General features: G+C 70.9%; 2 protein-coding genes. Both read left to right on the top strand.

Annotated elements, in window-relative coordinates:
* Positions 1-13: 13 nt before the first annotated feature.
* Entirely contained in the window at positions 14-1,078 is a 1,065-nt protein-coding gene (locus tag ACSUZC_RS05045; RefSeq protein WP_439031804.1) for an LLM class F420-dependent oxidoreductase, read from the top strand.
* A gap of 712 nt (positions 1,079-1,790) precedes the next feature.
* A complete protein-coding gene (locus tag ACSUZC_RS05050) occupies positions 1,791-16,814 on the top strand; it encodes an amino acid adenylation domain-containing protein (RefSeq protein ID WP_439031805.1) in 15,024 nt (5,007 codons plus the stop codon).
* Positions 16,815-16,821 lie beyond the last annotated feature (7 nt).

The following is a 16,821-nucleotide window of genomic DNA, read 5'->3' on the forward strand; positions in this document are numbered from 1 at the left end:
AGAATCCGACGTCATGACATCGATGAAGCTGGGCATGCCGATCAACTACGCGGGCGACTTCCGCGAGACCATCAACAATCTCGCCGACTTCGAGGCCGCCGGTGTCGAGCGCATCGCGGTACCGGAGGCCTACAGTTTCGACGCCGTCTCCCAGCTCGGCTACATCGCGGCGAAGACCGAGACGATGGAGCTGCAGACGGCGATCCTGCCGATGTACTCGCGTACCCCCACCAATCTGGCGATGACGGCGGCCGGTCTCGACTACATCAGCGGCGGGCGTGCCGTGCTGGGCATCGGCGCGTCCGGTCCGCAGGTGATCGAGGGCTTCCACGGCGTCAAGTACGACTATCCGCTGGGTCGCGCACGTGAGCACGCCGAGATCTGCCGAATGGTGTGGCGACGCGAGAAGCTCAACTACCAGGGCAAGCACTACACGCTGCCGCTCGACGAGGAGCACGGTGGCTCCGGACTCGGCAAGTCGCTGAAGATCATCAACCACCCTGTGCGCGACAACATCCCGCTCCTCCTCGCCGCCATCGGGCCCAAGAACATCGAGCTGGCCGCGGAGATGTTCGACGAACTCCAGCCGATCCTGTTCCACCCCGAGCAGATCGACGCGGCCTTCGGTGAGCCGCTCGCGGCGGGCCGGGCCAAGCGCGATCCGTCGCTGGGCGAACTCGGCATCGTCGTGCAGTCCACCGCACGGATCTCCGACGACGCCGAGCAGATCGACAACGCCAAGCAGCTCGTCCGCCATCACGCCGCGCTCTACATCGGCGGAATGGGCGCCCGCGGCAAGAACTTCTACAACCAGCTGGCCATCCGGTACGGGTACGCCGACGAGGCCAAGCTCATCCAGGACCTGTACCTCGACGGCAAGAAGGTCGAGGCCGCCGCGGCGGTCCCCGAGGATCTCGTGAACGCGATGTCGCTGATCGGGTCCAAGTCGGAGGTCGCCGAGCGCGTCGCCGCATTCCGCGAAGCGGGGGTCACGTGCATCCTCGCCTCGCCCACCGCGCCGACCCACGCCGAGCGCGTCACCGAGGTCGAGCATCTGCGCGACATCTTCGGGAGCTGACCCACCTCTCTCCTCATCGAAACGGCGGCCCATCCGGGCCGCCGTTTCGTATATGCCGACGACTCGACCACCGAATCCCCGGCAGGTGCGGTCATGCGCAATTCCGGGACATTCACAAAAGTTCGACGGTGGTCCGAGACCGTGAATTCGGACCCTCGGCTTTATGTGTATTCGACGATTTCGCCGACGCGTCCCGAATGCATTTCCTCCGGTCGGTTAAATGGTCGGAACGGTGTCCCGCGCCCCGAGTTGTGGGTCGACTAGCCGTCCCATAGGCTCTTGGTATCCCGCTCGGCGCGCAACGGTATTCACGAGAATCACCAGTGTGACGATGGTGCAGCAAAACTGCTGTTCGTGCTGGTGAAGCGTATTTCGAAGAATGCGGGACGCCGTGCGGGCGGTGGCCGGAACCCGGGTGATACCGGATAGGGCGGATACCCGAGAACGCGGTACCGACGGAACAACCGGTGGGCGGACAAGAGGACGGCACATGGTGAGTGGTGAGGCAAGGCGTTGATTTCCTCGGCGCCGACGTTTCGTTCATGTGGACGACGCATGTCCTTTTCCTGTTCACCGGTCCGGTGCGAGTCGGGAGCTCGCGCGCGGACGAATCGATGGGTCAGGATGTCAATTCGGGGACCGGGGGGAACAGACGGCCGGCCTGGTCCATGAGGTCGCGGTCCACCCGACCGGCGAGTGACGGATGGCGCGCATGAGCGAATCCTCGACTCCCGGCACCTCCACACCCGGCGCTGCCCGCCGGTTCGCACTGAGTGCGGCTCAGCGTTCGCTGTGGTTCACCCAGCAGGCCGCCCCCGACGTGCCGATCAACGTCGCGCAGTACGTCGAACTCGACGGCCCGATCGACGTCGAACTCTTCGTCCGCGCGACGAGCGTGGCGGTTCAGCGGGCACTGTTCACCCAGTTGCGGTTCGACGAGACCGAGGACGGACTCGTCGGGGTGTACGACCCCGCACTGCACTACTGGGCCGACATCATCGACCTCCGCGACCGGCCCGATCCGCGGGCGGTCGCCGAGGAGATGATGGCGCAGGACTATTCGCGTCCCCTCGACCCCCGTGTCGACCGCACCGCCCGAGGATGCCTCTTCCGGCTCTCCGACGACAGATCGCTCGTCTACAACCGCGGCCACCACCTCCTGTCGGACGGCATGGGTGGCAAGGACCGGATGGTCGAGGCGCTCGCGGCCTACCATGCCGCGGTCACGGGGGAGCCCGCGCCGCCGCAGAAGCCGGTCGACCTGGATCTCCCGGCCCGTGCCGACGCGCAGTACCGCGAATCCTCACGCTTCGGCACCGACCGCGCCTACTGGCGGGAGAACATGGCGGGTGTCGGCGTGGCCGCGACCCTCGCGCATCGTCCGGGCCGTCCGGCTGCGGTGGCCCGACGCGTCGCGGCCCAGGTGCCCGACCGGACCATGGCCGCGCTCCGCGAGGTCGCGCAGCGGCAGTCGACGATCCTGCCGAACGTGATCGTCGCCGCCTTCGCCGCATACCTCGGCCGCGCCGCGGCCCAGGGCGACGAGGTCATCTTCCAATTCCCCGTGGCCGCACGCACGACCGCGGCGCTCCGATCGACTCCGCTCCCGGTGGCGAACATCGTGCCACTGCGGACCCGCGTGACGGGCGACGCCACCGTCTCCGATGCCCTGCGCACGACGCAGACCGCACTCATGGGGGCGTTGCGTCACCAGCGATTCCGCGGCGAGGACATCTGGGACGATGTCGCCGCCGACGAGACCAGCGGCCGGATCCCGCGCACCGCGGCGCAGGAACGATCCGGACCGATGCTCAACCTGATGCTCTTCGACCGCGAATTCCCCTGTGGCGAGGCAACAGCCACCTTCCACATCCTCACCGTCGGGCCGGCCGACGACCTGACCATCAACATCTACCCGGTCCCCGGCGAGGATCACCAGGCGTCGCTGATGATCGGGGTCGAGGCCAATCCTCACCGTTACGACGCCGCCGAGGTCGCCGAGCATCACCGTCAGTTCCTGTCGATGCTCGACACCTTCACCGCCGCGCTGCTGGACTCGCCGGACACCCGCGTCGACGACCTGGCCCTTCTCGTCGACACCCCCGCTGCCATGCCGAATCCGGAGAGTGGTCACGCACAAGCGCTTTCCGTACCCGAGGCGCTCGCGACGGCGGTCGCACGCCATCGGCACGAGCCGGCTGCCGCCACCGGCGGGGCGGTCGCGGCGACCTTCGATCAGATGCATGCCCGTGCACGCGATCTGGGGGTACGCCTGCGCGCCCTCGGAGCCCGGCCGGGCACCGCTGTCGCCGTCGCGCTCCGATCTCGTACCGACCGCATGCTCGCATGGTGGGCGATCGCGGAGAGCGGTGCCGCCACGATCCTGACCGATCCGGATGCACCACCGATGGCCACGCCGCCCGCGGCGAGCCCGACGCTCGTCATCGTCGACGACGACACCCCGGCCGTGACCCGCGCGGAAGGGTCCTACTCGCTCCACGAGATCGGGTCCATGGCACCGGATCTCGACGTCCACCGTCCACGTGAGGACGACATCGCCTGTCTCGTGGCGCAACCGGCCGGTCCCACGGCCAGGGGTTCGATGATCGCGGTTCCGCAGCGGGCGGTCGCGACCCTGATAGCCGACGGCGTCTTCGCCGATGCGACCTCGGGACCCGGTTATGGGCGACTCGCCGGGATCGCGCCCCTCGGATCCTGGGCCGAGCACCTCGAATTCGCAGCGTGTGCCGCTCACGGATTCCGGTTGGTGGACCAGTCCATCGAGCTCGCCACACATGCCGTCGTCACGCCCGGACAGCTGCACGACGATGCCCTGTCGGCTCTGGCGCCGAACGTGCTGATCGTCGGGTCCGACCCCGCGCCGGCCCCGGTCGTGAAACTCGCGTTCGGCCGGGACGTGCGTGCTCCCTACTGCCCGCGTGCAGCGCTGGGGCCGTACACGGCGTCGGACCGGATCGCCCCGGACACCCCGCTCGATCGCCCCCTGCCCGGTGGCGCACCGCGCCCGGGAGTCGACCTCGCGATCCTCGATCACCGGATGCGTCCGCTCCCCGCCGGAGTCACCGGCGACGTCTACGTGGCCGGTTCCCTGTCGGCGCAGGGTTTCGCCGGCGAGGCCGGACGGACCGCCGCCGTGTTCGTCGCGTGCCCGTGGCGTCCCGGTGAGCGCATGGTCGCCACCGGGGATCGCGGTCATCGGGACCCGGGTAGCGGGGTTCTGGTCGTCGACCACCGCGCAGGTGAGGTGGTGACGGTCGACGGCATCCGTGTCGACCTGGCCGTTCTCGAGCGGGCGGCCGCCGAGGTGGCGGGAGTCGCGCGCGCGGTGTCGGTCGTCGAAGGCGGAGAGATCAACGTCGGCATCGTGCGGGCGAGTGCAGAGCACGGTTCGACATCGGAACACCCGGGTCCGCAACGGATTCGCGCGTCGGTCCGGCGCCGGGTCGACGCCGAGCTGCCCACCGTTCTGTGGCCGCGGCGGGTGGCCATGCTGGACTCGCTGCCGCTCGACGCCTCCGGCGGAGTCGACCGCGCGGCCGCCGCCGCGCTCATCAGGGACGCCCCCGAGGCACGCGCCGCTCACCGGCAACCGTCGACCGCCACCGAACGGGCGGTGGCCGATGCCGTGACGAACGTCCTCGGAGTTCGGCAGCCGTCGCTGGACGATGAGCTGGTCCAGCTGGGGGCCACGTCGCTGGGCTTCATGCAGTTGGCCACGCACCTCGGCGAGACGCTGCGCGTCGTGGTGAACGTCCGCGACCTCGCCGACGTCACGACCCTCGCGGAGCTCACCGCGGTCATCGAATCGGCAGCCCCGCGCAGTGTCTCGGCGTCCGGTGTGGTCCGCTACCGTCCCACCCGCGCGCAGCAGCAGATCTGGCTCCTCAACCGCGCCGACAAGAATGCCACCGTCTATCACCTCGCGGTCCGACTCACCCTCGCCGAGGGCATCGCGGCCGACGCCGTCCGTGCGGCCCTGATCGACGTGGCCGCCAGGCACGAAGCCCTGCGCACGGTGTACCCGGATGTCGACGGGGAACCCGTGGCGCACGTCCGCGGGGTTGTCGAAGCGCGGGCCGCCGCGCCGATCACCGGCGCCACACTCGATTCCGGAGGAACCGAGCTGGCCATGTCGGCGCCCTTCGACCTCACGGTGGACGCTCCGTGGCGTGCGGTCGTCGACGAGTCGGGCGAGCGCACCGAGGTCGTCCTCGTCGCCCACCACATCGCGATCGACGAGTGGTCCCTGCACATCGTGGTCGAGGACTTCGCCACCGCGATACGAGCACGGCGCGACGGCGACGAGCCGGTCTGGTCGACCGAGGCCGTGAGCGTCAGCGCGATGCTCGACTCGCGCCGGCAGGGGGCGAACCCGGTGGCCGAGGTCTTCTGGGCGCGGACGATGCGCGGCGCCCCCACCGGCATCCCACTCCCGGAACCCGCCGTCCGCACGCACACCGGCCTCACCGCCGGACCCGCGGTCTACCGGCATCGGCGCATCGGACGAGACGTCCGCGACAACGCCGCCGCCCGGGCTCGCGAGGCCGGTACGACCCTGAACACCCTTCTCTGCGTGGCACTCTCATCCACCCTGGGGGAGTACGCCGACACCGACGACATCCTGCTGTCCATGCCGGTGTCCGGCCGGTTCACCACCGAGGAGCTGCACCCGGTCGGCATGTTCGTCGAGACGGTGCCCGTGCGGGCCGTCGACGTCCGCAGCAGCCGTGTCATCGACGCCCTCGCAAAGGTCGGGGCCGACCTCACGACGGCGACCGCTCACGCGGATGCCGGTCCCACAGGTCTCGCCGACGTCATCTTCGCCTATCACGCCACCCGGCCGGACCTGACGAGGTCGGAGGTGTTCGCCGCCGCGGAGCCGCTCCCGACCCATCAGGCGCGCACCGCCCTCGAGTTGACGGTGATCGACGAGCAGGACGCGCTCACCGTCACGCTCGCGATCGCCGAGCAACGCGTCGACGTGGCCGCCGCCGACTCGCTTCTCGACCGTTTCGTCGACACCGTCGCCGCACTGGGATCGGTGGCGCCGGACACGATCATCGCCCGGTGCAGCCCGGTCTCCGCCCGCGTATCCGTGGCCCGGGACACCCGGCGAACCGCGCCGATCGACCCGATCGAGGCCCTGCGGGACCATGCCCGTCGGCGGCCGGAGGCGATCGCAGTGGTCGCCGGTGCGGAGCGACTGAACTACCGTGAGCTCCTCGACCGCGCCGAGGGCCTCGCACGCGAACTCCGTGACACCGGAGTGCGACCCGGCGACCGGGTGGCGCTGCTCACCGGGAGCGGCACCGACACCGTGGTGGCAATCGTGGCGACGCTCGTCGCCGACGCGGTCTACGTGCCGATGGACCCGGACAGTCCGCGCTCGCGGATCGACCTGCAATTCGCCGCCACCTCGCCGGCCGCGGTCATCGAAGCCGGCCCGGTGATCTCGCGCGGGGTGGGACTCGGTGTCGCGCAGACCGTTCCCGGTGGGGCCTACGTGATCCACACCTCCGGGTCCACGGGCGTTCCGAAGGCCGTGCTCGTGACGCGGGCGAACCTGGCGGCGATGCTCGGGGCGGCGTTGGACGTCGTCGGGGCGACTGCGGACGACGTGTGGAGCCGGGTTCATTCGTATGCGTTCGACTTCTCCGTCTGGGAGATACTGGGGGCGTTGGCTTCCGGTGGCACCGTCGTCGACATGGATCTGGCGACGGTGCGCGACCCTGGGCTGCTGGCGTCGTCGATCGAGCGGCACGGGGTCACCATCTGCTCCCAGACACCCACCGCCTTCGCGACCCTCATCGATCCGACCGTGCGAGCGACGGGGCCGGCATCGGCGCTGCGGTCCCTGCGGACGGTCGTCTTCGGCGGAGAGGCGTTGTCGCCCGGCACGTTACGCATGTGGGCCGCGGACCATCCGCAGGTCCGGCTGATCAACATGTACGGGATCACCGAGACGACGGTCCACCTCACCGCCGTCGACGTCGATGTCGACGACGAGCGCAGCCACATCGGCGCCCCGCTCGACGGTTGCGACGCGGTGGTGCTGGACCGGTACCTTCGGCCGGTCCCGACCGGTGCCGTCGGCGAGCTGTACGTGGTCGCCGAGCAGGTCGCGCTGGGGTATCACAACGCCCTCGGGCTCACCGCGACCCGATTCGTCGCGGACCCGGCCGGGTCGGGGCGGCGTATGTACCGCACGGGTGACCGCGTCCGCGAGATCGCCCCCGGCCGCCTGATCTATCTCGGGCGCAACGACGACCAGGTCCAGATCCGGGGTTATCGCATCGAACTCGGTGAGGTCGGAACGGTGCTCAGGAGCATCCCCGGTGTCGGCGACGCCCGGGTGCTGGTCGAGCCCCGGGCGCGCCCGGGTGAGGAACGGCTGCTCGCGTTCGTCACCGAGGACGGACTCGCCGACTTCGACGTCCTCGACGCCCTGAGCGAGGACGCGATCCTGGCGGCATGCGCCGAACGTCTTCCCGCGCACATGATCCCCGCGCGGCTCGCCATCGTCGACGGTTGGCCGAGAACCTCCACCGGCAAACTGGATCGTGGTCGTCTCCTCGCGACGCTCGCCGACCTCCCCGCGTCGTCGACGAGGACTCTCACCGCGACCGAGCGGGCGGTGGCGGCGGCGATGGCATCGGTCACCGGAACGGACCCCGCGGCACCGGGCGCGGACACCGATTTCTTTGCCGCAGGCGGCACATCGCTGTCGGCGGCCCGCCTCGCGGCGACGCTCGCGGGGATGGGGCTCCGCGTCACGGTCGCCGATGTCTTCGATGCGCCGACGGTCGAGGGTCTCGCGGCACGGGTGCTCCCCGCGGACGATTCCTCCGGGGCGAGTGTCCCGACCCTCGCATCGACGCCGGACGATACCCAGATCCCCGTCGACCTCCCGCTGACACCCGAGCAGATGGATCTGTGGCTGCGGTGGCGGACGCAGCCGGAGTTCACCGGGTACCTGATGCCGTTCGCGATGCCGGTCGACGCGCCGGTCCACGACATCCGCCGCGCACTGCGCGAGATCGTGACCCGCCACGACGCTCTTCGCACCGGTTTCCCGATGCGGGGCGCGCAACCGGTGCAGCACCGCTGGGACGTCGACGCCGTCAGCGCCCACCTCGACGCCGAATTGGCCGTCGAGGTGTCGGCGTCGACGCGCGAAGCCCTCGCGGCCGAGCTCGACGCGCTCCTCGTCCCGATCGACCTCACCGCGACTCTGCCGTGGCGCGTCCGGCTCTGTGAGGTCGGCACGCAGACCTGGCTGCTCGTCGTCGCCCATCACATCGCGGTCGACGGCGAGACCTTCCCGATCCTGGCCACGGAGTTCGACCAGGCGCTCGCCGACACCCTGCCGCCGCCCGGTGATGTCGACTATCGGCGCTATTCGGTCTGGCGGCAGGCGACCCTCGCCGCCACCCGCGGCGATCTCGTCGCCCACTGGACCGCAGCCTTCACCCGTCCCGTCGAACGCCTGCGTCTGCCGGAGGTGAACCTCCAGGCGGCCGGCGACATCGGCTCGGCCGGCACCGACTCCGCCGGTGTCGATTCCGCCGTCACCGTGCACCGGGCGCATCGCTCCCTCGACGGCGTGGCGACCAAGGCGCTCGACGACCTGGCTCCGGCCCTGCGCAGCACTCCGTTCATCGTCGCGCACACCGCGCTCGCCGCGGTGCTGGCGCGGCAGGCCGACGCCGACGTCGTCACCATCGGTACCGCGCTGTCGGGGCGGATCGACCCACGACTCCTCGCTGTGCCCGGACTCTTCGCACGTGCGGTCCCACTGCACACACCGATCGATCTCGACCTCCCGTTCGGCGATCTGGTTGCGGCGGTCACCGCGGTCGACCTCGGTGCGTTCGAGCACGCCGACCTGCCTCTGACCGAGATCACCGACATCGCCGACCCGGGCCGCGTGGGTGCGGGCGCGCCGCTGTTCGAGGTGTCTTTCGGCGCTGTTCCCGACGATGTCGTCGGGGCCGCCCTCGCCGATGGCGATCCCACCTACGAGCCGTCTTCTGCGATGTCGCTGTCCGGGATGTCGCCGTCCGGGATGTCGTCGTCCGGGATGTCGCTGTCGGGGGTGCCGCTGTCGTTCGGGGTGCCCCTGTTCGGAATCGACGTCTCGATGTACCGCCGGAACGGGCAGCTGCACCTGACGATGGCCTGCACCGACAACGTGGCGGGTGCGGCGCGGCTCGACGCGCTGTGCGACCTGGTCGTCGAGACCCTGAGGCGCGGCGTCGCGGAGCCGACCCGGCCGACGGTCGAGGTACTGGCGCCCGCGGGGCCGGACGCAGTCGGGACGATTCGCGTCGCCGATACCGGTCCCGTCGCAGGCCAACGCGTCGAGACGCTGGACGTCCTGCTGACCGCGGGTCTGGGAGTGCGCCCGAACGCGCCGGCGATCATCGACCGTCGGTACCGGATCCCGGGGCACGGGCCGGCCGTCGACAACGCCGGGCTCGACCGGCTCTCGACGGTCGCGGCGCGTGCGCTGATCGAGTTGGGGATCGGTCCGGGAGACGTGGTCGTGGCCCTGCTGCCGCGCTCGGTGTTCGGCGTCATCGCCACGACGGCGGTTGCACGCGCCGGGGCGGCGTTCGTCAACCTGGATCCCGCCGATCCGGCGGAACGTCGCCGGATGATCATCGACCGGTGCCGGCCTCGTGCGGTGCTCGCCCTGGCCGGGGTGTCCGAGGCGGGGATGGAGCCGGGCATCCCGGTCCTGGATCTCGGCGAATTGCTCGGCGCGCCTGACGAATCCGCGGCTCGCGTGGAAGGGTTCGATCCCGCCGAGCGGGTGCGCCCGGTGTCGCCCGACGACGTCGCCTACATCACCTTCACCTCCGGTACGACGGGTGTGCCGAAGGGGGTCGAGGTCACCCATCGCGGCTTGGCGGGGTGGGCACGAGACACTGCCGAACGCCTCCGACTCGAACCGTCGGATCGGGTGATGCACACCTATGCAACGGGTTTCGACGCCCATCTGATGGGAGTGGTCCCGCCGCTGCTGGCCGGCGCGACCATCGTGCTGTGCCCGCCCGATGTCATCGCCGCCGACGAGCTCGCCGCGGAGGTCGACGAGGAGCGGGTGACCGTGTTGCTGACGACACCGTCGGTGCTGGCCACGGTGGATCCCGACGAGCTGCGCCGAGTCCGGCACGTCGCGGTCGGCGGTGAGCCGTTGGGTGCCGGACTGGTACGCGAGTGGACCCGGCTGCACACCCTGAGCAACGAGTACGGCCCGACCGAGGCGACCGTCGCGGCGGGCAGCGCACGGTATGCGCAGGGCGGAGCCGCATTCGACGGCACCGTCCACATCGGACATCCGCTGTCGGGCGTCGTCATGCACGTGCTCGACCGTGCGCTCCGCCCGGTTCCCGACCACACCGTCGGTGAGCTGTACCTCGCCGGGAACTGCCTGGCGCGCGGGTATCTCGACGATCCCGCGACCACCGCCCGGGCCTTCGTCGCCGATCCCACCGGCGCCGGGCGTCGGATGTACCGGACGGGTGACCTGGTCCACCGGCGTGGCGACGGCACCTTCGTCATCCACGGCCGCACCGACGACCAGGTGAAGATCCGTGGCGTTCGCCTCGAGCCCGCGGAGGTCGACGCCGCGCTCTCCGGCCTGCCGGGGGTCGCGACTTCGGTGACGGCTGCCAGGACCACACCCGCGGGCGAGAAGATCCTCGTGTCGTGGGTGGTTCTCGAGTCCGGTGGCATCGACCACGACGGGTCGGCCGCCGGGAACGGGGCCCTCGCGGAACTTCCCGGCCAGTTGGCACACCTGTTGCCGCGCAGCATGATCCCGAGTGCGTTCGTGCCGGTCACGGCGCTGCCGACCGGACGTAACGGCAAGATCGACGTGGCCGCGCTACCCGACCCCGAGTTCGCCGGTATGGCAATCGGTTCGGGCACCGAGGTGAGACGACCGCTGTCGGGGGCCACCGAGGAGCTCGTGGCCGCGGCGTGGGCCGAGGTGCTCGAGCGGCCGATCGAATCGATGGGCGCCGACTCGGACTTCTTCGCCGAGGGCGGTACATCGCTGTCGGCGACGCAGGTGACGTCCCGGTTGTCCTCGGCCACCGGATCCGCCATCGGCGTACGCACGCTGTTCGAGGCCCGAACGGTGGCGCGGGTCGCGCAGCGGGTCGACGAGATGCTCGCGGATGCGTCCACGCGGGAACAGGATTCGTCACCGGCGCCGGCGAGGCTCCCCGTCCCCGAACACCTCCCGCTCGCATACCCGCAGCGCCGCATGTGGATTCATCACCACTTCGATCCACGGTCGACCGCCTATCACGTCCCGGTGGTGCTGCGCATCACCGGCCGGGTCGACCTCGCCCGCCTGCGCAAGGCCGTCGACGAGGTCGTCGCCGCCCACGCGGTACTCCGCACCGTCTATCCGGACTCGCCGGACGGTCCGGTCCAGCGCCGGATCGAACACCGCAGTCCCGTGCTGCGGCATCGGGTCGTCGACGCCGCGGCCGGGTCCGACGGACTCCGGCGGCAGGTGCTCGAGTACCTGCGGCGGCCGTTCGACCTGGAGAACGAGACCGGTTTCCGCGCAACGGTCTTCGAACTCGACTCCGCCGAGGCGCCGGACACGCACCTTGCGGCGGTGCTGCATCACATCGCGATCGACGGCTGGTCCATCCGAGTACTGCTGGCCGACCTCATCCGCGCCTACGACGGCGAGCGGTTGTCGGTACCCGCCGACGAGGCGTTCACCTACGCCGACTTCACGCAGTGGCAGATCGCGCGCCTGGGTGACCCGTCCGATCCCGGCAGCAGGTACGCGCGCGAACTGCGGTTCTGGACCACGACCCTGGCCGGCGCACCCGACCCCGTTCGGCTCCCGGGGCGCCGGGACGTCGATCCGACCGGAGAGACGGGCCGGATCTCGGCTTCGGTGGACGGGACCGGACCGCTGCACCAGGCCGCGAAGACCCTGTCGGCGACGGTCTTCCAGGTGGCCCACGCCGCCCTCGCCGCCGTCGTCGGACAGTGGACGGGGGAGTGGGACACCGTGATCGGCGTGCCGGTGCACGGTCGTCACGCCCCCGAATGGGAATCCGTGGTCGGCATGTTCGTCAACACCGTCGCCCTGCGCACCCGGTTGCGTCCCGACGCGCCGATCCGCGACGTCGTCGAGCAGACGCGCGATGTCGCGCTCGCCGCCCAACCCCACAGCGATGTCCCCTACGAGGACGTCGCCCGCACGGTCCGCCCCGGCGCCCGTGAGGGCGGAGACCCGCTGATCTCGGTGCTCCTGGTGAACCAGGACGTCGTGCCGCAGTCCTCGGGCGAGGTTGCGCTCTCGGGACCCGTGGCGACGCTCGTGCCGGAGGTGACAGCGACCGTCGACGCGAAGTTCGACGTCGAGGTGGTGCTCGCCGAACACGACGACGAACTGCACATCACCGTCGTGCACTCCGGCCACATCCCCTCCGACGTCGCGCAGGCCCTGCTCGACGATTTCCGCGCGATGCTGACGGCCGTGGGTGAAGACACCGAACGCCCCTTCCCCGCACTGCCGGGCCACGCCACCTCGATCGAGACGTCCGGCCATCCGTCCCCGGAGTCGACCGATCCGGCCGCGGACCCGGCCGAGTGGGCCTCCCTCGTCCCCGCGATCACCGCGATCATGACCGAGGTCCTCGAACTGCCCGAACCCGCTGTCGCACCCGACGACGACTTCTTCATCCTGGGTGGGACCTCGCTGTCGGCCACCCGCGTCACCTCTGCCCTCGGGCGGCGCCTGGACCGCCGGATACCGACCCGACTGCTGTTCGAGAACTCCACCCCCGCCGCACTCGCGCGGGCGGTGCACGACCTCGAACCCGAGGCCGACGCACCCACCGCAGCCGACGGAACCACAGCAGACGGAACCACAGCCGACGTGACGAGAGCCGCCGAATCCGTCGAGACCGCGTCGGTCGGGGCCGGTGAACCGCTGGCACCCACGCAGCGCCGGATGTGGGTCGGCGCACAGATGCTCGGCGAGGTACCGATCTACGCGGTCCCCGTCGCGGTCCCGGTGCCGGCAGGAGTCGCCGAAGCCGAGATCGAGACCGCTGTGCGGAGTCTCGTCGCGCGGCACTCGGCGCTGCGCACCCGCTACCTCGCCACACCCGCGGGGCCCCGGCAGGTCGTCGTCGACGGTTGGAGCCCGCAGGTGCGGCGCGTGAGCGGGGCCGATCTGGCCCGGCCGGGCGGCATCGCCGCGCTGTCGGTGCCCTTCGACCTGACCGGCGATCCGCCGGTCCGGGTCTGGATGGTGTTCGACGATCCCGCTGCCGGCGAGGCGATCCCGGTCGCCGTCGTTCTCGTCGCCCATCACATAGCGATGGACGGGGAGTCCGCCGCCATCGTCGGAAGCGAGCTCCGATCACTGCTCGCGGGGCACGAACTCGATTCCGCCCCGCTCGATTTCGAGGTTGTCGCCCGTCGGATGGTCGCCGAGGAGGAGCGGTCGCGTCCGCAGCTGCTCGACCACTGGCGGCGCTCGCTCGACGGTTACAGCGGGGAACTCGACCTCGCGCAGCGCCGCCCCGCTGCCCGGGATCTCCGCACCGTGGTGACCGAGTACCCGGTACGCGGTGCTGCGGCCCAGGCGATCTCCGCGGCCGCCCGCCGCGCGCAGGCCAGTGAGTTCCACGTCTTGCACGCCGCCACGGTCCTGGCCCTCGCGGCCCAGTCCGGCTCCGACGACATCGCGCTCGCCACCCCGGCATCGATGCGCCGCGACACCGACACCGCCCGCACGGTGGGCATGCTCATCTCGACCGTCGTACTGCGTACCAGGATCGTCGCAGGCATCACCGTCGGCGAGTTCATCGCGCGCGTCCGGGACGACGACCTCGCCGCGCTCGATCACGCCGCGATCGCCTTCGACGACGTGGTCGCGCTCGTCGACCCGCCGCGGATGCCAGGTCGTCATCCGCTCGTGCAGGTCGCGTTCTCGGTCGCCCAGACGCCGGTGCCTGCGGGCCCGGTTTCGCCCAGCCCGACGACCCAGGGCCCGGGCGTCGTCGAGGGTGACACGGTCGACTGGATGACGCCGCGGAGCGAGTTCGACCTGCACGTCGTCGCGGTGCCGGACGGCGACGGCTGGCGACTGCAGCTCCACCACGCCCGGGAACTGTTCGACGACAGCGTGATCCGCGGCCTCGGTGAGCGTCTGGTGGCCGCACTCGACGCGATGACCGGTGACCCCGGCCGGCGCGTGGCTGCGGTCGAACCCCTCACGGGTGCCGAGCGGCGTTTCGTCACCGACCGTGCGCGGGCCACGCCGCCGACGGGCGCCGAACCGCTACTCGCCGAGCTCTTCGCGGAGGCGGTCGCGGCGTACCCGGACAGGCCCGCGATCGCCGACGGCGTGCGCACCCTCACCTACCGCAGGCTCGACGCCTGGATCTCGGTCACCGCCCGGACCTTGCGGGCGCGGGGGCTCGGCGTCGGGGACGCCGTGGCCGTCGTGGTCCCGAGGTCGATCGAGTCGGTCGTCGCGATCTGGGCGGTCAGCCGCATCGGCGGGGTGTGTGTGCCGGTCGACGTCACGTACCCCAGCGCGCGGATCGACCACGTCGTCGCCGGAGCGCGCGCGAGCGTGATCACCGAAGCGGACATTCCCGGTGAGCCTTCGGAACCGGTTGTGCCGGAACCGGTCACGACCGTGTCACGGGACTCGCTGGCCTACATCATCACCACCTCGGGTACCACCGGCACTCCGAACATCGTCGGCGTCACCCATCGCGGTGTCCATCGGGTGGCGTCGCTCGGTGACGTCGAACCGTCCGACCGGGTCGGCATGGCGATCAGTCCCGGCTTCGACGCCACGCTGCACGACATGCTCCTGCCGCTGGCCGCAGGCGCGACCCTGGTGGTCGTGCCCGCCGCGATCGCGGGCGGCACCGAGCTCACCCGTTTCCTGGACCGAACCGCCGTCAGCGTGTTCACCGCGACCCCGTCGGTGATGCGCACCCTGCAACCGGCCGGGATCGGCTCGCTGCGGCTGGTCTACATCGGCGGCGAAGCACTCGCCGAGGACCTCGCGGCGGCATGGGCCGACCATGCGCAGGTCCTCAACATCTACGGGCCCACCGAGACGACGGTGACGGTCTCCACCAGCGCCTTCCGCCGCGGCGAACCGATCCGCCTCGGACACCCGCGCCCCGGCATCGGTGCCGAGGTGCTCGATCCGCAGCTGCGCCATGTCCCACCGGGCGTCGTCGGCGAGCTCTACATCGCCGGGACCGGTGTCGCCCGGGGCTATCTCGGAGATCCGGCGCTCACCGCGGCGACATTCGTCGCCTGCGCCGACGGGAAGCGCCGGTACCGGACCGGCGACCTCGTGCGATGGGACCGCGAGACGGGACAGCTGGTCTACATCGGCCGCGCCGACCGTCAGGTCAAGGTCCGGGGGCAGCGCGTCGAGCCTGCCGAGATCGATGCCGTCCTCGTCCGGGCGGGGGCACAGCGCAGCGCGACGGTGCTCCGCCAGGGGCCGGCCGGAGCCGCCCTCGTCTCCTACGTGGTGTCGCCGACGACATCGATCGAGGATCTGACCGCGGCGTGCCGCGCGCGGTTGCCGCGGCACATGGTGCCCAGTCGCATCGTCGAGATGACCGACCTGCCGCGGAGCGGGGCGGGCAAGATCGACGAGAAGCGTCTGCCGGAGCCGGTGTGGTCGGAGTCGGCGCGCGACCCGGAAACCCCTTTGGAGGCAGCAGTTCTCGACGCCTTCCGCGCCGTCCTGGGGGAGACCGCGGGGACCGGCGATCTCGTGGACACCGGGGATCCGACGGACCGCGGTGCCCGGGTCGGCATGGACGACGACTTCTTCGCCGCGGGCGGGAACTCGCTCGCACTGCTGCAACTGCGCGACGAACTCGAGCGCCGCACCGGCCGGATCGTGGCCGGCGCCGACCTGTTCACCCACCGCACCCCGGCCGACATCGCCGGACTCCTGACGTCTTCGGTGTCCGCCGGTGCCGACCATCGGGTGGTACCGCTGTCACCGGCGAGCTCGACGGCCGGCACCGGCGCCACGACGGTGTGGTGTGTGCACACCGCGACCGGTCTCGCCGAACCCCTTCGCCCCCTCGGCGACTCGCTGCGAACGGCGTCGGTGTTCGGATTGCAGTTGCCCGAACTCGTGCTCGCCGACCGGGAGATGCCGCGGACCGTCGAGGACGTCGCCGCCCTCCACGTCGAGGCGATCCGGCGTACGCAACCGAAGGGTCCCTACCGTCTGGTCGGATGGTCGGTGGGCGGGTTGCTGGCGCACGAGATCGCCCGTCAACTGGTCGATCAGGGAGCGCGTGTCGCCCAATTGATTCTGCTCGACGCCCGTACCCCCGCCGAGCTCGCGACCGTGGGCGACGACGAACTGCGCGTCGGCGACCACCCGCTGCGCGCGCTGGCCGAACGTTCCGACCCGCACGCGGTGCGGCGCTTCGAGGACCGGTCGGCCGCGCTCGCCGCCGCTGCCCGTGCCTACGATCTCCGGCCGGTCGTCGCCGATGAGATCGTCTACGTTGCCGCCGAGGACAATCCGACTCCCCAACGATGGGTGGATGTCGTCGGGGGCGGACCGGGCGTCGAGGTGATGGCGGTCGACGCGGCGCATGCGGACCTGGGACGGCCCGAGGTGTTGGCGCGGATAGCCCGCAGAATCGAGGAGGAATGGTGATCGAACC

It is taken from the genome of Gordonia terrae, assembly GCF_051789125.1.
In the GTDB taxonomy this organism is placed as follows: domain Bacteria; phylum Actinomycetota; class Actinomycetes; order Mycobacteriales; family Mycobacteriaceae; genus Gordonia; species Gordonia terrae_A.

Bases quoted from the DNA above. Each gene is read 5' to 3' on its own strand.
- ACSUZC_RS05050 (WP_439031805.1), top strand. From the start codon at position 1,791: ATGAGCGAATCCTCGACTCCCGGCACCTCCACACCCGGCGCTGCCCGC.
- ACSUZC_RS05045 (WP_439031804.1), top strand. From the start codon at position 14: ATGACATCGATGAAGCTGGGCATGCCGATCAACTACGCGGGCGACTTC.